Genomic DNA, 19,424 nt, shown 5'->3' on the forward strand with positions numbered 1-19,424 from the left:
CCGAAAGGCCGCAGAGGCTGAGAGGGGCGCCGGAGCGCATGCACGCAAACCTACTCGACATTGGCGACGAGCGGTGGGATGCGCTGCTCGCGACCGTGCAACACGACGTTGATCACCTGCCGGCGTATCTCGCCGCACACGATGCCTTTCGCGGCGGGGTCTCGCAGCTGGCGGTCGTCGAGGACGATGTGGGCGCGCTGCTCGTGCCCCTGCGCATCCAGCACAGCGATGGCGGGAGCCTCGACGCAGCTTCGTCCGAGGTGCGTTCTGCGCCGTTGTTCACCGGCGGCACCTCGGTCGAGTGGCGCCGCGAGGCGATCCGCGAACTGCTCATGTTTCTGCGCCGTCGTGACGTTGCCTCGTTGTTCCTGCGGTTTCATCCGCTGCTCGAGTCATCGGTGCCCGAGTTCTACCGCTACGGCGCGGTGGTGAAGCACGGGCCGACGTTCAACATCAAGCTCGGCCGCTCGCTCGACGACATCCGCGCGGGGATGAGCAAGAGCCACCGGCGCGGCATCCGCAAGTTTCAGGCGGCCGGGTACGAGTATGCGCCCGACCCCGACTGGGAGTGGCTCGCCGACTTCCACACGATCTACGCGCAGACGATGGAGCGGGTCGGCGCGAGCGATGACTTCCGCTTTACTCTCGACTACTTCGAGCGGCTGCGCGACACCCTCCGTGAGCACGTTTCGCTCTGGATGCTCGAGGTCGACGGCGTGCTGGCGATGGGCAGCATCGTCACGGAGTGCGGCGGCACGGTGCAGGGGCTCTGCGGAGCGATGAACCACGAGTTTCACAAGGAGATTCCGCACATCGGTACCTACGACGCCGAGGTGCAGTGGGCGCTCTCGCGCCGAGCGCAGAACTACTTCTTCGACGGGGCCGCGTACGAGTCGCTGCGCCGCTTCAAGGCGGGCATGACCGAGCATCGACCGGTCGCCGTCAGCGCCCGCATCGTCATCGACCCGGTTGAGTTTGGGCGACAGTGTGCCTCGTGGGAACGCGCCGCGGGGCGCAGCGTGTCGCACGCCGACGAGTTCTTCCCGCCCTACCGCCAGCCCGGGGTGAGCCTCGGGGGTGAAAGCCACGTCCCCGAGTGCTCGGCCGATGATCACTCTGCCACCATCAGAGATCTGGCGGGGTCGTAATCCGCGATTCACCGCACGAGAAGGGCAGCCGCTGAGTTGGACGTTGAACTCCTTGAACTTGATGACCCGCGCTGGCCAGCACTCCTGACCCGACTACGGCACGGCGTCGACCACCTGCCGACGGCGCTCGCCGCCTATGACGCGTTCCGGGGGCATTCCTCGCAGCTGCTCGTCGTGCAGGATGCGGAGGGTGTGCTCGCGGTGCCGCTGCGGTTGCTCGTTGGCCCGGGCGACTCGGTGCACGCGACGTCCTCCGAGGTGCGGTCGTCGCCGATCTTCTCGGAGGGTGCGACAGCGCGGTGGCGCCGCGGGGCAATTCGGGAGCTGCTCGACTTCCTGCAGTCGCGTGGGGTAGTCATGCTGTTCCTGCGACTGCATCCGCTGCTCGACCCCGACGGCGCGGACTTCGCGCCCTTCGGCGCGATCGTCGACCACGGGCCGACCTTCGACATCCCGCTCGACCGGCCCCTCGCCGAGATCAGGGCCGGGATGCGCGTGAACCATCAGCGCGGCATCCGGAAATTCCATAACCAGGGCTTGCACTGCGAACCCGACACCGAATGGCGCTACCTCGAGCAGTTCCACCGCCTCTACTCGCTTACGATGGATCGCGTCGGCGCGAGCGACGATTACCGCTTCTCGCTCGAATTCTTCGAGCAGCTCCGCGACAACCTCGGCGAGCACCTCGCGCTGTGGGCCACCATCGTCGACGGGCAGCTCGCGGTGGGGCACCTCGTCGCGCAGTGTGACGGCATCGCCGAGCTGCTCTATGTGGGCGTGCATCCCGACTATCAGCGGCAGGTGCCCCAGGTCGGCCTCTACGACAGCGAGTTGGCGTGGGCGCCCGAGCACGGCCTGCACGACTACTTCCTCGACGGCGGCGCGCAGGAGTCGCTGCGGCACTTCAAGGCCGGCCTCACGAAGGTGCAACCCGCCGCGTCGAGCGTGCGGATCGTTGTCGACCCGGTCGAGTACGGCCGCCGGTGCGCGCTCTGGGAGCGCTCACCGGAGCGCGTGGTGGGCCGCGCCGACGAGTTCTTCCCGCCGTACCTGCAGCCAGCCACCAAGGTAGCGAGCGAGCCTGCACATGTCTGATTTCACGGTGCTCGTCGCGTCGGGCGGACGCCGGCCGTACCTCGTGCGGTGGTTTCGCGAGGCGTTGCGTCGCAATCGCGTCGCCGGTCGGGTCGTGGTCGCCGACCTCGACCCGTGCTCGCCAGCGGCCGCCGTCGCCGACGCCTTTGTCGCGGCGATGCCGGTGGTCGACCCCGGTTACGGCGACTGGCTCGAGGCGACGCTGCGCCGCGAGGCAGTGACGCTCGCCGTGAGCATCAACGACTTCGAGCTCTCGCGCTGGGCCAGGCTCGAAGATCGGTCGGTTTTCGATGCCCTCGTGCGGCTCGACGCGCGGCGCCAGCGCACAATCGAAGACAAGCTGGCGACGGCGCAGCTGCTCGCCAATGCGGGCGTGACGAGCCCCGAGACGCTGCTCGCCTCGACGGCGTTGCGCCTCGGCCCAGAGGCGCTGAAGGAGCGCCTCGGTGCCGACGAGTTCGTCGTGAAAGGCCGCTACGGCAGCGGCTCCCGCGGCCTCGGGTTTGCGCGCGCCGCATCCCTGCCCGAGGCGATCGCCCGCGCCCGCGCCGAAGTGACCCACCGCGACGGACGCGGCGAGGCCGACCCCGACGCGGCCGATGAGCTCATCGTCGTGCAGCCGCGGCTGCAGGGCACCGAGCACGGCGTCGACGTCGTCACCGACCTGCGCGGCGGGTTTGCAACCGCGCTCGTGCGCCGCAAGATCGCGATGCGCGCCGGTGAGACCGATCGCGCCGAGTCGGTCGACGCGACGCCCTACCTCAGTCTCGCGCGGGGCGTCGCGCGGGCGCTCGGGCACCGCGGGCTTGTCGATCTCGACGTGATCCGTACGGATGCGGGGGAACTGTCGGTCATCGACGTCAACCCGCGCTTCGGCGGCGGCTACCCGCTCTCGCACGTCGCCGGGGCCGATATCCCCGCCGCCTACGTCGCGTGGGCGCTCGGCCGCATCCCAGAACCTGACTGGCTCCGCACCCGACCGGGCACGATCGCGGCAAAGGCCGTCGAGGTGCTGGCCGTTGCAAGCCCCGAGCCCGAGCAGAACCGCATCCCGCAGGAGGACCCCCATGGCGCAGCCGCGAGTGTATGACTTCGTGAAGCGCGGGCTCGACATCGTCGCCGCGGCCGCCGGGCTCATCGTGCTCGCGCCCGTGATCGCGGGCACCGCGCTCGCGGTGCGCACGAAGCTCGGCGCGCCGGTGCTGTTCCGGCAGGCGCGGGCTGGCCGAGACGGGCGCACCTTTACGCTGCTGAAGTTTCGCAGCATGCTCGACGATCGGGATGCGCAGGGTCGACTGCTCGAGGACGAGGACCGCCTCACGCCGTTCGGCAGCGCGCTGCGCGCGACGAGTCTCGACGAGCTGCCGTCGCTCTGGAACGTGGTGCGCGGCGACATGAGTGTGGTCGGGCCCCGGCCGCTGCTTGTGCACTACCTCGAGGCCTACACGCCGCGGCAGGCGCGCCGCCACGAAGTGCGCCCCGGCATCACCGGGCTCGCGCAGGTCAGCGGCCGCAACTCGCTCGAGTGGGACGAGATCTTCGACCTCGACATCGAGTACGTCGACCACCGCAGCGCGGGGCTCGACCTGCGCATCCTCGTGCGCACCGTTACGACGGTGCTGCGCCGCGAAGGTATTTCGGCGGACGGCCATGTGACGCGCGAGGCATTCCGCGAGGAGCCGACGGCATGATCCCGACGCCCGCCTTCGTCGTCGACGAGCCGCTCCTCACGCTGTTCGCCGGCCGCTTCGAGGCGGCCCTCGAACGGCACTGGCCTAACTCAATCCTGTCGTACTCGTTCAAGACGAACGCGCTGCCGTGGCTGATCTCGCACCTGCGCAATCGCGGCGTGTGGGCCGAGGTCGTCTCAGACCACGAATACGAGCTCGCCCTCGCCCTCGGCTACCCACCCGAGCGAATCGTCTACAACGGCCCGGTCAAGGGTCGCGAGCGCTTGCGCGCGGCGCTTGCGGCAGGTTCGATGGTGAACCTCGACGCGAAGCGCGAGGTGGAGTGGGCGGCCGAGCTCGGCCGAGAGCAGCCGGATGCGGGGCTCGCGGTGGGCCTGCGGGTGAACTGGGACCTCGAGGAGCGGGTGCCGGGCGAGAGCACGACGGGTGCGGCGGGCAGCCGCTTCGGCTTCAACGTCGAAAACGGTGAGCTCGATGCGGCGATCGCGCGGCTGCGCACCGGGGGAGTGCGCCTCGCGGGGCTGCACATGCACCGAAACTCACGGAGCCAGTCGGTCGACGTGTACCGCGCATCCGCCTCCCTCGCGGCCGAGCTCATCGTCGAGCGCGGACTCGAGCTCGACTGGGTTGACATCGGCGGCGGCTTCTTCGGCAGCCTCGACGACAGCCCGACGTTCGACGACTACGTCGGCGCCATTCGCGAGTGCCTCGTCGGTGCGGTCGACCCCGCCCGTACTCGGCTCATCGTCGAGCCGGGCGGCTCGCTCACGGCGGTGCCGATCGAGTTTCACGCAAGCGTCGTCGACGTGAAGTGGGTCGGCGACAACCGCATCGTCGTGACCGACACGAGCCGCACCGACCTCGACCCGCTCTTTCGCCGGCGCCGGCCCTTCGCCGTCGACCTCACGACGGCGTCGTCGGCGACCGTGCCGACGCAGATCGTGAGCGGCTTCACCTGCATGGAGGACGACCGACTGCTCACGCTCGAGGATGAGCGTGAGCTGCGAGTCGGCGACCGACTCGTGTTCCGCAACGTCTGCGCCTACACGATGTCGTACCAGTCGACGTTCATCGAGCTTCCGCCCGCGGTCTACGTGCGCGACGCCGCCGGTGCCTACACGCGGGTCCGCGAGCGCGCATCCGTCTCGGATTACCTCAGAGGCAACTCTTGGCTTCCGCCAGAAAGTTGAGTGGTCACTTTTTGTAGTTTCGACGCCGTCAGAACTACAAAAAGTGACCACTCAACGCAGAAGGGTTAGTTGGCGAAGGCGTTTTGGCCCGTGAGGTGCTGGCCGATGATGAGGGTGTGGACCTCGTCGGTGCCCTCGTAGGTGCGCACCGACTCGAGGTTGTTCGCGTGGCGCAGCACCGAGTTCTCGAGCAGGATGCCGTTGCCGCCGAGGATCGTGCGGGCCTCACGGCAGATCTCGATCGCGGCGCGGCAGTTGTTGAGCTTGCCGACCGAGATCATGTGGCGCTCGAGCTTGCCGGCGTCCTTGAGGCGGCCGATGCGCAGCGAGAGCAGCTGGCCCTTGACGATCTCGAGCGCCATGTCGGTGAGCTTCTTCTGCGTGAGCTGGAACGACGAGAGCGGTCGGTTGAACTGGTGGCGCTCGCCGGCGTAGCTCGCTGCCTTCTCGAAGGCGTCGCGGGCCGCGCCCATCGCGCCCCAGACGATGCCGTAGCGCGCCTCGTTGAGGCACTCGAACGGCGCGCGCAGGCTCGTCGCGCCCGGCAGGCGGTCGGCCTCGGTGAGGCGGATGTTGTCGAACGTGAGCTCGGTCTGAATCGACGCGCGCATCGACAGCTTCGGCTCGAGCGCCTTCGCGGAGAAGCCCTCGGCGTCGGTCGGCACGATGAAGCCGCGCACGCCCTCGTCGGTCTTTGCCCAGACGATGGCGATCTGCGCGATCGTGCCGAGGCCGATCCAGCGCTTCGAGCCGTTGAGCACCCAACCGTCGCCGTCGCGCACGGCGGTCGTCTGCATCCCGGCCGGGTCGCTGCCGGCCTCGGGCTCGGTGAGGGCGAAGCAACCGACGACACGGCCGGCGGCCATCTCGGGCAGCCAGTGCTGCTTCTGCTCCTCAGAGCCGTGCTTCGCGATTGCGCTCATCGCGAGCGAGCCCTGCACCGACACGAAGGTGCGCAGACCCGAGTCGCCCGCCTCGAGCTCCTGCATCGCGATGCCGTACTCGGTCGCGCTGCGGCCCGCGCAACCATAGCCCTTGATGTGCATGCCGAGCAGGCCGAGTTCGGCCATCTCGGGGATGATCTCGGTCGGGAACACCGCGTCCTCGTACCACTGCTCGATGTTCGGGCGGATGCGGCGGTCGACAAACTCGCGGACGCGGCCGCGCAGCGCGAGCTCCTCTTCGGTGAACTCGGCGTCGAGGTTGAGCAGGTCGGTCAGTTCAGACAATGTTGGGCCTTTCGGTGGTCGGTGCGTCAGTGTGTCAGTAGCGCGCGCGGATCTCGTCGCCGTCGGCGTCGAGGGCGGGCGGGCCCACGAGGGGCAGGGGGAACTCGGGGGTGTAGCGGATAGGGTGGCGCAGACCGCGCGAGGCAACGCCGTCGCGCTCAAGCGACACGACCGGGTCGATACCGAGCTCCTGCGCGAGCGCGATGCCCTCGGCGATCGTGTTCACCTTGCCGACGGCGAGGCCGGCGGGCACGAGCTGCTCCTGCCACTCGGCCGCCGACTTGCCGGCGAGGGCCTCGCTCAGCAGCGGTCGCAGCGCTTCGCGGTGCTCGACGCGCAGCGGGTTCGTCGCAAAGCGCTCGTCGTCGGCGAGCTGCGGCACGCCGAGCTCGCGCACGAACACGCGGAACTGCTTGTCGTTGCCGACCGCGACGGCGAGCTCGCCCTCAGCACACGGCAGCGACTCGTAGGGGCAGATCGACGGATGCATGTTCCCCAGGCGGGTGGGCGAGGCGCCGGCGCCGACGACGGCCTGCGACTGGTTGGCGAGGGCCTGCTGGATGCTCGAGAGCAGATTGACCTCGACGTGCAGGCCCGTGCCGGTCGCGTCGCGGTGCCGGAGTGCCGCGAGCACGCCGATGGTGAGATCCTTCGCGGCGAGGATGTCGACGAGCGCGACGCCGACCTTCATGGCCGCGCCGTCGCGCTCGCCGGTGACGTGCATGAGGCCGCTGAGTGCCTGCACGACGAAGTCGTAGCCGGGGCGGCTCGCGCCGCCCGCCGAGCCGAAGCCCGAGATCGTGGCGGTGACGATGCGGGGGTTGAGTTCGCGCATCGTCTCGTGGCCGATGCCGAGGCGGTCGAGCGCGCCCGGCAGGAAGTTGTCGACGGCGATGTCGGCGTCGCGGATGAGCCCGCGCACGACGCGCAGGTCGTCCTCGTTCGTGAAATCCAGCGCAACCGATTGTTTATTGCGGTTCGCCGTCTGGAAGTAGGTGGCCGTGCCGTCCTCGGCGTAGGGAGGGCCCCAGGTGCGGGTGTCGTCGCCCGCGCCCGCGCGCTCGACCTTGACCACCTCGGCGCCGAGGTCGGCGAGCGTCATTGCGGCCATCGGGCCGGCGAGAATCCGCGAAAGATCAAGCACGCGCAGGCCCGCGAGGGGTCCGGCCGGCTGCTGTGGTGTCGTCATATTGCTCCCCGGGGCCGCGCATCGTTGCGCGCGATCCCCGTTGTCATCGTAGGCAGTTCGACCGGGTCAGTTCCAATCCTCAACTGAAACTCATTCGTTTAATCTGCAGTGGTCGGATGCGATTCGAAGATGTATGTTTGCAATACGTGCAATATCTGGCAAATTAACGGCGAATCTCGGAGCTTCCAACGACGTCTGTCAAGGAAGATCGCCCCAGGAGGTGAAAACTGCTCTCCCCTTCCCCCTTGTCTAAACCTGCAGGATTGCTAGTATTGCCGGCATCCGGGCGACACTGTAGTCGGCCGGGGTTAGTCCCTAGATCTGATTCGTCACGCACGAGGCGGCCCTGACGGCTTAAACCTCTAAAAGTGAATTGAATCGCCTGCTCAGAGAGGTCGGAGCCCTCCATGGAGACTTCAACGCACAACCCCACGCCCACCGCCGAGGGCGAACTTCACATCGAGAGCGAGTTCAAGCGCGATATGGGGTTCTGGGGCAACCTTGCCCTCGGCTTTACCTATCTCTCGCCGGTCGTCGGCGTCTACACCACCTTCGCCGCGTCGATCGCGATCGCCGGCCCGCCAGCGTTCTGGATGCTCGTGATCGCGGGCCTCGGGCAGCTGCTCGTCGCCTGCGTGTTCGGCGAGGTCGTCTCGCAGTACCCGGTCGCTGGCGGCATTTACCCCTGGAACCGCCGCCTCTGGGGCCCCAAGTGGGGCTGGATCTCGGGCTGGATCTACATGATCGCGATCAACGCGACCATCGCATCCGTCGCCTACGGTGCCGGCCCGTTCCTCGGCGCCCTCTTCGGCATCGAGATGAACGCGACCGCCAACGTGCTGCTCGCGCTGTTCCTGCTCGTGCTCGCGACCCTCGTGAACTTTGGCGGCACGAAGTTCCTCGCGAACGTCGCGTTCATCGGCTTCGTGGTTGAGATCGTCGCGACGGTGTTCATCGGCGCCTGGCTGCTCATCGCCTCGCGCCACCACGACCTCAGCGCGCTGTTCACCGACTTCCGCACCCCCGAGATGCAGGAGGCGACGCCGTTCCTCGCGGCCTTCATCGGCTCGGCGATCTTCGGCATCTACCTCTACTACGGCTTCGAGGCGAACGGTGACGTCGCCGAAGAGGTCAAGAACCCGGGCCGCGTGATCCCGCGCGCCATGCGCATGACGATCTATGTTGGCGGTGTCGCCTCGATGTTCATTGCGCTCGGCCTGATCCTCGCCGTGCCCGACTTCACCGCGGTGATGGACGGTACGGCGACCGACCCCGTGAGCGAAATCTTCCTCGCGACCTTCGGCCCGGTCGGCTTCCGCTTTGTGATGATCATCGTGCTCGTCTCGTTCCTCTCGTGCACGATCTCGTTGCAAGCCGCGGCCTCACGCCTCATGTACTCGATGGGACGCGACAAGCAGCTGCCGCTGTCGAAGGCGCTCGCGAAGTTCAACCGCAAGCGCGCGGTGCCGCCGTACGCGCTCCTCGGCGCAGCGCTGCTGCCCGCGATCGTGCTGGTCATCTCGCTGCTCAGCGCCGACGCGCTCATCGCCATCATCTCGTTCGCGGCCTTCGGCATTTACCTCGCCTTCGCGAGCGTCGTCATCGCGTCGATCCGTGCCCGGGCAAGGGGGTGGAAGCCGAAGGGCGAATTCACGATGGGCAACATGGGCTGGGTCGTCGCGATCGCCGCGTTGATCTACCAGGCCTTCGCGGTCTACACGCTCGTCCAGCCCGTGCCCGACGTGAACTGGTTCCAGTCGTGGATGGTGCTGATTGTCGGCACGCTCGTGGTCGTCGTGGGCCTGCTCTACCTGTTCATCGCGAAGCCGCACCTCAACGCCCCGGCGCAGCTCGCGGGCACCGGCGTCGTCGACCTCAGCTACGCGACGCCGATCGCGCAGTCCGAGGAGGCCGTAGACCTCGCTATGCGGCTTAGTGGCAAGAAGCCGCACGTCTATCCCGAGCGTGGCCCGGGCGACGACGCGCGGGGCTAGTCGCGATACAGCAGTCGTAGGCCGAGCCCAGGGGTTGGGATGCTCACGCACGAAAACCCCTGGGGCACGGCCGCGACGAGCACGCCGGTGCTGAACTCGCCCGAGTTACCGACGAGCACCTGATTGTGCCGGCTCAACACCGCGGCCCCGCGGGGAAGTGGCGCGAGCATCGGAATCAGTACCCGCTCGAGATCATCCATGCGCACATCCGAGCCGACGATGCCAACCTTGCGCTCGCCGACGAACGCCGGCACCGTGAGCGTGCTGATGTAGTAGTCGACGCCGAGGTGGTCGATGTATGGCCCGGCGATCGTGCGTGACTCGTGGTGAAATCCGCTGCGAAACCAGTCGAGCTTCTCGTAGTCGTAGAAGCGCTCCGAGCGCGGGTCGAGGACGAAGTTGTTGCGCTGAAACTTCTCGCCGTCCCGCAGCCACCACTCGAGACGGGCCCGAGCCGGGTCGAGTTGTGCGAGCTCGAAGACGATGCCAGCGCCGTCGCTGCGCGGGTGTCGCTCGAGAAAGGCCACCGAGATCTGACGGATGCGCTCGCTCACCGGCGGCGTGATGACCACGGGCCGCCCATCCGTGAATGTCGCGGCGAGTTCGGCCGTGATCTCGTCACGGAGTTGCTCGATGTCGAGGAAGTAGCACTCGAACCAGTCGGCGATTTCGGTGACGGCGGTGGCAGGGGTCGTCATGAAGCTGCGTTCCCTTCGGAGTCGGGGCGGTCGAGCGTGAGCTTGACGTCGATGATCCGGTACGTGGTTTGTCGAATGAGGTTGCCGATGGTCGACTCGGCGAGTTCCGGGTCGCGCGCGCGCAGCGCGTCGGCGACCTGGATGCGCGCATACTTTGCGGCCTCGGGGCTGGTGGCGGCGGCGGCCGGCGACCATTTCAGCGTCGAGACCTCGCTCTGGAGGCGCATCTGCGCGCGCATGAGCCGCTGCGACTGCGACTCGGCGCCGAGCTGCACGTAGAAGCGGTTGTCGAGGCTGACCTGCGCCGTGAGATCGGCGCTCTCAGCCTGCTGCTGCGCCTGCTCGGCGAGCGCCTCGAGGTCTTGATCCAGGGCGCGCTGGCTCACGAGGCGGGCGATGCCGCCGGCGACGGCCGTGTGTTCATCGCTGTAGTCGCGCAGGTCGATGATGCTGAGCGAGCGCAGGTACTCGCGCACCTGCGAGTCGCTCGGGAACGGCACGCGCATGACGAACGTGCCGCCGTCGCGCCCGCGCCGGGTCTCGACGACCTGTTGCGAGCGCAGCACTGCGAGGCTCTTGCGCAGGGTGGCGACCGCGACACCGAACTCCGCGGCGAGGTCGATCTCGGCGGGGAGGCGATCTCCGACGGCGATGGAGCCGAGCGAGATCGCGGCGGTGATCGTGTCGGCGAGCTCGTCGCCAGACGTCAGCGACGCCGGCAGTCGGGGCCGGACGGGACTGAAGAGCGACGCGGTGTTCATCTTGGTGTCAGTCTAGGAACCTTTCGCCTCGGCGCCCAGCACTCCGGGCAACCATTCGAGCGCGACATCGCTCGGGAGGTCCCAGGACGAGGCGTCGTGGCGCCCGTAGTCGCCGACCCGGGTCGCGCCGAGCTCGGCGAAGCGGCGGTCGAGGTGCTCGCTGCCCTGGCTGTAGGTCTCCTCGTAGAAGGTGTCGCCGAGGCCGAACATGGCGTAGCGCACGCCGGTGAGGTCGCCCGCGAAGTCCTTGAACTTCTCGAAGAATGGCAGGGCGGTGTTCGGCAGCTCGCCCTCGCCGTGCGTCGAGCAGACGATGATGTAAACGTTGTCGGCGGTGATCGACTCGGGCTCGAAGTCCTGCAGGTCGAACACCTCCGACTCGTGGCCGTCCTGCTGCAGGCGACCGTTGATGTCCTGCGCGATGAGCTCGGAGTTGCCCGACTCGGTGCCGTAGAGCACGGTGATGGTCATGAGTGTCCTCACTTAGTGGTTGCGGCTCGCACCGTTGCGAGCATCGTGTCGTGGTCGGTGATTTTGTGGCGGATGCGCCCGGGCTCGGCCGCGCGCACCTCGGCCTCGTCGATGTGACGCCAGTCGTCGAAGCTGACGGCGTTCGCGCGGGCACGCTCGGGCAGGCCCTCGTAACCCCGCGCCTCTTCGTGCGCATGGAATCGACCCGCCTCGACGTCGGCGATGATCTCCTTCGCCACCTCGTTCGCGTCGGCGCGGTTCGCGGGGATCGCGCCGTGGGGGCCGCGCTTGAGCCAGCCAACGCGGTAGAGCCCGTCTTCGATGCGCCCCGTGGTGTCGTCGGGCGTGAAGTCGAGGTGCTGGGCGTAGTGCCACTGGCCGGGGGCGTTCACGTCGAAGCCGATTGCGCTGATGACGGTGTCGCACTCGAGCACGCTCGGCTCGCCCGCGGGCGCCGCCTGCAGGTGCAGGGCCTCGACGTGCTCGGTGCCGCGGATGCGCCCGGGCTCGGCGCCGAAGATGAAGTGCACGCGCGCCCGCCACGCGTCGACGTCCAGCGCGGCGAGCTGGGCGAAGGCCTCCTCGCGCTTGCGGCCGAGTGCGTTGTCGTCGGTCGCCGGGCTCGTGTTGGCGTAGCTGAACTTGACGCCGTCGATCTTGCCGAGCTCCCGCACCATCGCGACGTCGGCCTTGGCGGCGGCGATGGGGGAGCGGCTCAAGACGGTGATCTCGGTTGCGGGTGCCTCGAGGTACTGCCGCAGCGCGGCGGAAGCGACGTCGCTGCCCTCGTAGTCGGCATCGGTCTTGATGAGAAACCTCACCATGTCGAGCGCGACGTTGCCCGCGCCGACCACGACGACTCGGCGGCCGATGTGGGGCATGGGGATCGCCGGTCGCGGCACGGCGTTGAGCGCGTTGACGATGTCGCCCGATACGACGACGCCGGGGAGTTTGCCGCCTGGAATCGAGAGCGCGCGGTCACGCCACCGCCCCGAGGCGAGCACGACGATGTCGTAGTTCTGGCGCAACTGGTCGAGGCCGAGGTCGGTGCCGACTTCCATGTTGCCGGCGAAGCGCACGCCGCCGTCGGCGAAGCTTCGGTCGAACTGCCGCGTGATCGCCTTCGTGTGCTGGTGGTCGGCGGCGACGCCGTAGCGAATCAGCCCGTACGGCACGGCGAGCCGGTCGAAGACCGTGACCTCAGCATCCGGCCACTTGCGGTGGAGTGCTTGGGCGGTAAAGCAGCCGCTCGGGCCACTGCCGACGATGGCGATATGGCGCGGCGCTGCGTGATCCGTTGTGAGGATCTCGGACATTGGGTCCTCCATAAAAATCTGGTTTTCAATCATTACCCGCTCCGCGAGCTTCCGGCAAGTGGTTCGCGCAAACCCCGTACACATTCAGAGAATCGGGCGAAATTGCCCTCTTGTGCTTCCACGGGGCCTGTGGTTCTATTCATTCACCAATGAAGGTTTAATCGCCTGAATCCCCGGAAATCGACGAAGATTTGCAAGAAGGGAACGTCATGAGTCACACCCAAGTGATCGACGATCTGCCATATTTCGACATCGCAGACCCGAAGTTTGCGATGCAGTCTGAGGCGGTGCGCGATGCGCGCGAACGCTCGTGGATCGCGAAGACCAACTACGGCTACGCGGTGCTGCGGTACGCCGAGGTGGCCGAACTGCTCAAGCATCCGAAGCTCTCGCAGGGGTCGGCGCGCTGGCCCGAGCTCAACGGGGTGCACTCCGGCCTCTTCTACGAGTGGTGGAGCAAGAACCTGCTCGTGCTCGAGGGCGACGAACACCACCGCATCCGCCGCCTGCTCAACCCCGCCTTCTCGCCCTCGATGGCGCGTCGGCTCGAGCCCCAATTCACCACGCTGGCGGAGGAGCTCGTCACGAGCTTCAAGGACCGCGGCGAGTGCGAGTTTGTCGCCGACTTCGCCGAGCCGTTCGCGACCCGCGCCCTGTGCATCATGATGGGCCTCGACCACAAGCACTGGCAGTTCATCGCGAGCCGCGCGAACACGGTTGGCTACGCGCTCAGCGTGAGCATCAAGGACGACATCGAGCAGATCGACGAGGCCGTGCACGAGCTCTATGACTTCGTTGAGCAGCTCATCGAAGAGCGCAAGGCGAACCCTGGCGAGGACGTCGTGTCGCGGCTCGTGCAGTTCAGCGACGACGGTGACAAGCTCTCGGGCGAAGAGCTTCGCAACGCCCTCGTGCTCATGCTCTTCGGCGGGATGGACACGACGCGCAACCAGCTCGGGCTCGCGCTGCAGACGTACATCCACAACGCCGCGGAGTGGGAGAAGCTCGCCGCCGACGAGTCGCTCGCGAGCGCCGCGCTCGAGGAGGCGCTGCGCGTCAACCCGACGACGCGCTGGGTCACGCGCGAGGCGATCGACGATTTCGAGTACGAGGGCGTGCGGATCGCGAAGGGCACGACCGTGCACTTGTTCACGGCGACCTCGGGCACCGACCCGGTCGCGTATCCCGACCCCGAGGTCGACATCACCGCTGAGGAGCGCAAGCCGCACTTCACCTTCGGCGGCGGCGTGCATCACTGCCTCGGCCACTACATCGCGCGCGCGGACATGAGCCAGGCACTGCCGGTGCTCGCGCGCAATCTCACCAACATCCGCTCGACGGGTGGGGACGAGTGGCTGCCGGACTCCGGCAATACCGGCCCGGTGCGATTCCCCATCTCGTTCACGGCGCGGGCCTAGGCCCACGCGCACGGAAGGCAAGGCAATGACCAACCACAGCACGACGACGGTTGAGCCGCACGTCGAGAAACTCCAGACCGCGGCGGTCGAGCTCGGGCGCAACCTCGGCGACTTCTATCGCGAGAGCGTCGAGGCGGCGCTCAACGACAACGGCGCGTTTGGGCACCACCAGGAGCAGAACCTCGAGGACGACACCGTCGCCGAGATCGTCGAGAAGATCGAGCGCTCGGGCGTGAAGTACCTCTATTACATGCTGCCGACGCTCGGCGCGCGCACCGTCGCGAAGATGGTGCCGGCGAAGCACATCGTGCGCAACCTCGAAAAGGGCATCGCTTTTCACCGCACGGCGCTGAGCGATCTCCAGTCGGACATCTTCGGCAACCTCATCGGCGGCGGCATCGAGGCGAAGGAATTCGTCGGTCTACCCGAGCCCGAGTCGTTCCAGCAGTTGCCGTGGGACGGCGAGATCGGCCGGATCTTCTGCGCGGCCTACGAGCCCGAGCATCTCCCCGGCGTCGGCGGCCGCCCGCTCGCGATCGACTCGCGCGCGAACATGCAGCGCACGCACCAGCTGCTCAAGGATGTCTTCAGCCTCACGATGAAGTCGGGGACTGAGCCCGAGATGACCTGGACCGGCGACTCGATCGAGCCCACGCTCATCCCAGGGCACAGCCCCGCCTACCAGGTCGAGAACCTCGAGGTCATGCGTCCTATCTATAAGCGGCTCGAGGAATACGCGACCGCGCTCGACTTCGACATGATCGAGGGCGACTACGAGGACAAGGGCCAGATCGAGCTCAACTGGATGTTTGACGACATTGAGCGCACGGCTGATCGGCTCGTCACCTACCGCCAGATTTGCTCGCAGGTCGCGCGTGAGTTCGGGGTGCAGGCGTCGTTCATGCCGAAGCCATACCTCGGCTCGATGGGCAACGGCTGCCACCATAACCTGTCGCTCTGGGACGACGAAGGCACGAACACCTTCGTCACTCCGGGCGTCACCGAGCTGCACATGTCGCAACTGGGGCGCTGGGCCATCGGCGGCGTGCTCAAACACGCGCCGTCGATGATGCTCGTTATGGCGAGCACCGTCAACTCGTACAAGCGGTTCTGGGACCCGGGCCAGTTCGCGCCCGCCAGCGCCGACTGGGGCCTCGACGACCGCGCCTCGATGGTGCGCATCTCGGCGAACGGACGCGCCGAGGTGCGCGTGCCCGACGCCTCCGTCAACCCCTACCTCTCGCACTCACTGCTCGTGTCGGCAATGGCCGACGGCATCGGCAACGAGATCGAACCGCCCGCCGCTGGCTCGGGCGGCGCCGAGCTGCCGATGACGCTCGGTGAGGCGATCGAGGCATTCAAGTCGTCCGACTGGATTCAGGCGAACCTGCCTGAGGATCTTCGTCGCATCTATTTGGAGATGAAGTCGGACGAATGGGCCCGCTACTGCGGGGCCGTGACCGAGTGGGAATTCAATCAGTATTGGCAGGCGATTCCGTAATGCGCACCATCAAACTTGCATGTATCGATTCGGCGGCACCGCCGCTCTTTGACCTTTCGACCGACGGCGGCAAGACCCGCCCGGGCTTCGAACCGGATGTCGCGGTGCTGGTCGCCGGCGAGCTCGGCGCCGAGGTCGAGTGGGTCATTCTGCCCTGGGACGACATGATTCCCGCGGTGCAGGATGGCCGCGCCGACGCCGTCTGGTGCGGCCAGGGCATCATCCCTTCGCGTCAGGAGCTCGTCGACTTCACCCGCCCCTACACCGTGTTCAACGAGTCGGTGCTCGTGCGTGCCGGCGACCCGGCGCGGGCTCCCGAGGATATGCGCGGCTACCGCGTGGGTGCAATCGCCGGCTCGACGAACATGAAGCTCGCTGAGACGTTCCCCGAGGCCGAGCTCGTGCCGTTTGGCGCGAGCGATGACGTCTTCGCCGACATGCTCGAGGCGGTGCGCAGCGGCTTCGTCGACGCGATGATCGACGACGACGTGGTGACGGTGCCGCTCGGCGACGAGCCCGAGTTCGACCTCGCGTTCACCGCGCAGACCCGCAACAAGTGGGGCGTCGGGGTGCGCAAGGGCAACACGGAGCTGCTCGAGGAACTCAACGGCGAGATCGGCCGCGTGCTCGATGACGGCCGGCTCGAAGCAGTCTGGGTCAAATGGATGCCGCACCTGCCTTTCCCGGGTGAGACCCTGCGCGGGGAGGGCGCCTAGCCTTGCGACCGATCATCGGCGTGCCGGGGCTGAGCTCGGCCAAGATTCAGGGCCTGCGCTTTGATGCCTCGGTGGCCGCTAACGCCGTCCTGCGCGCGATCCAGCGCGCGGGCGGCGACCCGGTCGTCCTGAGCCCGCTCGTCGACTGGGCGAACCCCGACTCTCGGTTCTGGGGCCTCGTCGACGGGCTCGTGCTGCCGGGCGGGCCCGACATTGACCCGTTCCGCTACGGTCAGCTCGCCGAGGCAAGCTACGCCGGGTGCTCGTACGACGGGCAGGATGACGCCGACGCGGCGGCCATCGCGGCGGCGGCCGAGCACGGCATCCCCGCCCTGCTGATCTGTCGCGGGATGCAGCTGTGGAACGTCGAGCGCGGGGGCGACCTTGTGCAGCACTGGCCGCAGCAGCCGCAGGAACATGTCGACACCATTCACGACGTCGAGGTTGCGCCGGGCAGCGCGCTCGCGGGGGCGCTGGGGGAGGCGGCCGCGGGCGTCGTCTCGGTGTCGAGTTATCACCATCAAGCCGTTGGGCGCGTTGGCGAGGGCATGCGCGTCACGGCGCGGGCCGCCGACGGCGCTGTCGAGGCACTCGAGGACCCGGAGCTGAACATCGTTGCGGTGCAGTGGCATCCCGAGGATCGCAGCGACTCGGTCGCGAGCGATCAGGCGCTGTTCGACTGGGTCGTGGCCCAGGCCCGCGCACGCTCGAGCGAACAGAACGCGGCGTGACGCCGCTGACGTGGGACGAGGCGGTGACGACCTCGGCGCATCCCGATGCCGACGTCGAGATCGCAGTCGTCGTGCAGCTGAATACGCCGGGGCAGTCGTCGTTCTCGCGCGGGTTGAATCGCGATCTGATTCAGGTCGCCGTGGCCGCGCTGCATGATGCCGGCGCCCGCGCGAGCCTGCACGACGTGGCCGACGAGACGCCGCCCGATGCCGAGGCGATTCGCGGCGCCGACGGCATCCTCGTGCTCGGCGGTGGCGACGTCGACGCGACGCTGTACGGGCACACCGACCCCGTGCCGAACGAGTACGGCAAGGATCGTCGCGCCGACGACCGCGAGCTCGAGCTCATTCGTGCCGGCATCGCCGACGACGCGATCATGCTGCACCTGTGCCGTGGCTCGCAGTTGCTCAACGTCGCGTGCGGGGGTTCGCTCGTGCCCGATCTCGATCCGTTCGAGCTGCACAAGGGTGCGCCGGGCGACCCGCTCTTCGTGGATGAGGTGGTCGAGCTCGTCGAGGGCAGTCGCCTTCGTGAGCTGTATGGATCGTCGAGCCTGACGGTGCGCAACGGGCATCACCAGGCCGTCGACCGGGTCGGCGAGGGGCTGCGCGTCGCGGCGCGTGCCGGCGACGGCATCACCGAGGCGACCGAGCGCGTCGGCAACACCTGGATTCTCGGGGTGCAGTGGCATCCCGAAGAGCTCGCGGCGAATCTTGACGATCGGCGCGTGCTCTTCGGGGAGTTCGTGCGACAGGTGCGGGCGCGAGCCGGGGCTCGCTAGCCGCGCCGGTTCGGGAACTTCTGCAGCACCTTTTCGTAGAGCTCCTGTTCGGCGTCCGGGCCCGGCTTCACGCCGCCCGGGATCGCCACGAAGAACACGGCGCCGACGATCCACCAGACGCCGAAGATGAGCCACGACTCGATGCCGATGCCGGCGGGCATGCCGGGCAGGTAGAGCGAGCAGAGGAACGCGGTGATCGCGATCGAGAGGCCGCCGATGACGACGCCGAACTTGCCTATGCCGCCGATGCGCAGCGGGCGCTCCATGCGTGGCTCGCGCACGCGGAGGATCACGAACGAGATCGACACGAGCAGGTAGGCGGTGACGATCATCGGGGAACCCGCGTCGACGATCCAGCCGAGTGCGGAGGCGCCGAAGAACGGGGCGATCGTCGCGATGGCGCCGAGCACAATGAGCGCGTTCGCGGGCGTGCCGTACTTCGGGTGCAGCTTGCCGAGCCACGCGGGCAGCATGCCGCCGCGGGCGAGCGAGAACATGAGGCGCGAGGCACCGAGCTGCAGCGAGTTCCACGACGTGATGATGCCGGCGACGCCTGCCGCGACCATGAGGTTCGCGAAGAACTGGTTGCCGAACAGCGCGCCCATCGCATCCGCCGCCGGCAGGCTCGAGCCCGCCATCTGCTCGTGCGTGAGCGCCGACGAGACCGTGAGCACGATCATGATGTACCAGGCCGCGGCGATGAGCACCGAGATGAACGAGATGTTGCCCACCTTGCGCGGCGGGATGTCCACCTCTTCGGCGGCCTGGGGGATCACATCGAAGCCAACGAAGAGGAACGGCACGACGATGAGCACCGCGAAGAAGCCCGCGGAGCCGCCCGTGAAGAAGGGCTCGAAGTTTGCGCCAGAGCCGCCCGTGACCGAGCCGAAGATCTGCAGCGCGCCGATGGCGAAGAGGAAGATGACGACGAACATCTGCACGCCACCCGCGACCTTGACGCCGAGGATGTTGATGATCGTGATGAGCACCGCGACGACCGAGCCGACGAGGGCCCAGACGAGGAAGACCTCGGAGCCGCTGACCGTCCAAAGGTGGATCTGCTCGAGGTCGACGACATAGTCGATGGCTCGGGGGAGCGCGACCGCCTCGAATGCGACCACCGTGGCATAGCCACCCGTGATCGCCCACGAACCGATGAAGGACCAGCGCGGGCCCATCGCACGGATGATGTAGTTGTGCTCGCCGCCCGCCTTCGGCATCGCGGCGACGAGCTCGGCGTAGACCAGCGACACGATCGCCATCATGAAGCCACCGACGACGAACGCGAGGGTGGCGCCGAGCGAGCCGGCGCTTTCGATCCATCCTCCGACGAGCGTCACCCAGCCGAAGCCGACCATGGCGCCGACGCCGAGAGTGAGGGTGCTCCAGACCCCGAGCGTGCGCTTCAGCCCTGTTGGTTCCGGTGGGTCGCGATCTTCGAGCGTTGTTGGGCTGGCGGACATGCGTGGTTCCTACCGTCGTTGTATGGCGCGG

18 protein-coding genes are annotated in these 19,424 nt (G+C 67.7%); 11 read left to right on the forward strand and 7 right to left on the reverse strand.

Annotated elements, in window-relative coordinates:
* Positions 1-38: 38 nt before the first annotated feature.
* From EJL01_RS07745 to EJL01_RS07765, 5 genes are read left to right on the forward strand one after another with little or no spacing between them, the layout of a single operon-like run.
* Entirely contained in the window at positions 39-1,148 is a 1,110-nt protein-coding gene (locus EJL01_RS07745) for a GNAT family N-acetyltransferase (RefSeq protein WP_125106990.1), read from the forward strand.
* Between the two features lie 36 nt (positions 1,149-1,184).
* Positions 1,185-2,243, forward strand: a complete 1,059-nt coding sequence (locus tag EJL01_RS07750) for a GNAT family N-acetyltransferase (protein WP_125106991.1) — start codon at positions 1,185-1,187, stop codon at positions 2,241-2,243.
* Positions 2,236-3,333: an ATP-grasp domain-containing protein gene (locus tag EJL01_RS07755; protein WP_125106992.1), complete on the forward strand. Its 1,098-nt coding sequence runs from the start codon at positions 2,236-2,238 to the stop codon at positions 3,331-3,333. Before EJL01_RS07750 ends, EJL01_RS07755 begins: the two co-directional genes overlap by 8 nt.
* Positions 3,311-3,934, forward strand: coding sequence for a sugar transferase (locus EJL01_RS07760; protein ID WP_125106993.1), 624 nt, complete (start codon positions 3,311-3,313; stop codon positions 3,932-3,934). Before EJL01_RS07755 ends, EJL01_RS07760 begins: the two co-directional genes overlap by 23 nt.
* Complete coding sequence (locus EJL01_RS07765) at positions 3,931-5,124, forward strand: type III PLP-dependent enzyme domain-containing protein (protein WP_125106994.1); 1,194 nt, start codon at positions 3,931-3,933, stop codon at positions 5,122-5,124. Before EJL01_RS07760 ends, EJL01_RS07765 begins: the two co-directional genes overlap by 4 nt.
* A gap of 65 nt (positions 5,125-5,189) precedes the next feature.
* On the opposite strand, the gene EJL01_RS07770 is transcribed toward EJL01_RS07765, so the two are convergent.
* A complete protein-coding gene (locus EJL01_RS07770) occupies positions 5,190-6,353 on the reverse strand; it encodes an acyl-CoA dehydrogenase family protein (RefSeq protein WP_125106995.1) in 1,164 nt (387 codons plus the stop codon).
* 34 nt (positions 6,354-6,387) lie between these two features.
* Positions 6,388-7,542: a CaiB/BaiF CoA transferase family protein gene (locus EJL01_RS07775; RefSeq protein ID WP_241209137.1), complete on the reverse strand. Its 1,155-nt coding sequence runs from the start codon at positions 7,540-7,542 to the stop codon at positions 6,388-6,390.
* Positions 7,543-7,949: 407 nt separating this feature from the next.
* Here EJL01_RS07775 and EJL01_RS07780 point away from each other — a divergent pair, with 407 nt between their 5' ends.
* Positions 7,950-9,536: an APC family permease gene (locus EJL01_RS07780; protein WP_125106996.1), complete on the forward strand. Its 1,587-nt coding sequence runs from the start codon at positions 7,950-7,952 to the stop codon at positions 9,534-9,536.
* Here EJL01_RS07780 and EJL01_RS07785 read toward each other — a convergent pair.
* From EJL01_RS07785 to EJL01_RS07800, 4 genes are read right to left on the reverse strand one after another with little or no spacing between them, the layout of a single operon-like run.
* Positions 9,533-10,234, reverse strand: coding sequence for a cache domain-containing protein (locus EJL01_RS07785; RefSeq protein ID WP_125106997.1), 702 nt, complete (start codon positions 10,232-10,234; stop codon positions 9,533-9,535). The two genes, EJL01_RS07780 and EJL01_RS07785, sit on opposite strands and share 4 nt — an antisense overlap.
* The gene (locus EJL01_RS07790; RefSeq protein ID WP_125106998.1) at positions 10,231-10,995 is read right to left on the reverse strand and encodes a FadR/GntR family transcriptional regulator; all 765 of its coding nucleotides are present in this window, start codon (positions 10,993-10,995) and stop codon (positions 10,231-10,233) included. Before EJL01_RS07790 ends, EJL01_RS07785 begins: the two co-directional genes overlap by 4 nt.
* A gap of 12 nt (positions 10,996-11,007) precedes the next feature.
* Complete coding sequence (locus EJL01_RS07795; protein WP_125106999.1) at positions 11,008-11,466, reverse strand: flavodoxin domain-containing protein; 459 nt, start codon at positions 11,464-11,466, stop codon at positions 11,008-11,010.
* A gap of 8 nt (positions 11,467-11,474) precedes the next feature.
* On the reverse strand, positions 11,475-12,815 hold the full coding sequence (locus EJL01_RS07800) for an FAD-dependent oxidoreductase (protein ID WP_164509754.1): 1,341 nt from the start codon (positions 12,813-12,815) through the stop codon (positions 11,475-11,477).
* A 176-nt stretch (positions 12,816-12,991) separates the two neighbouring features.
* Here EJL01_RS07800 and EJL01_RS07805 point away from each other — a divergent pair, with 176 nt between their 5' ends.
* Genes EJL01_RS07805 through EJL01_RS07825 form a run of 5 tightly spaced genes read left to right on the forward strand, consistent with a single transcriptional unit; the run spans position 12,992 to position 17,930 of the window.
* Complete coding sequence (locus tag EJL01_RS07805) at positions 12,992-14,200, forward strand: cytochrome P450 (protein WP_125107001.1); 1,209 nt, start codon at positions 12,992-12,994, stop codon at positions 14,198-14,200.
* Positions 14,201-14,225: 25 nt separating this feature from the next.
* Positions 14,226-15,701, forward strand: coding sequence for a glutamine synthetase family protein (locus EJL01_RS07810; RefSeq protein ID WP_125107002.1), 1,476 nt, complete (start codon positions 14,226-14,228; stop codon positions 15,699-15,701).
* Positions 15,701-16,417, forward strand: a complete 717-nt coding sequence (locus EJL01_RS07815; RefSeq protein WP_125107003.1) for an ABC transporter substrate-binding protein — start codon at positions 15,701-15,703, stop codon at positions 16,415-16,417. The genes EJL01_RS07810 and EJL01_RS07815 overlap by 1 nt, the downstream gene beginning before the upstream one ends.
* 2 nt (positions 16,418-16,419) lie before the next feature.
* On the forward strand, positions 16,420-17,148 hold the full coding sequence (locus EJL01_RS07820) for a gamma-glutamyl-gamma-aminobutyrate hydrolase family protein (protein ID WP_125107004.1): 729 nt from the start codon (positions 16,420-16,422) through the stop codon (positions 17,146-17,148).
* Positions 17,145-17,930, forward strand: a complete 786-nt coding sequence (locus EJL01_RS07825; protein ID WP_241209138.1) for a gamma-glutamyl-gamma-aminobutyrate hydrolase family protein — start codon at positions 17,145-17,147, stop codon at positions 17,928-17,930. Before EJL01_RS07820 ends, EJL01_RS07825 begins: the two co-directional genes overlap by 4 nt.
* On the opposite strand, the gene EJL01_RS07830 is transcribed toward EJL01_RS07825, so the two are convergent.
* Positions 17,927-19,393 carry an APC family permease gene (locus tag EJL01_RS07830; RefSeq protein ID WP_125107005.1) on the reverse strand — a complete coding sequence of 489 codons (1,467 nt, stop codon included), beginning with the start codon at positions 19,391-19,393 and terminating at the stop codon, positions 17,927-17,929. The genes EJL01_RS07825 and EJL01_RS07830 overlap by 4 nt on opposite strands.
* Positions 19,394-19,424: the final 31 nt, after the last annotated feature.

It is taken from the genome of Gulosibacter massiliensis, from assembly GCF_900626105.1.
Classification (GTDB): Bacteria; Actinomycetota; Actinomycetes; order Actinomycetales; family Microbacteriaceae; genus Gulosibacter; species Gulosibacter sediminis.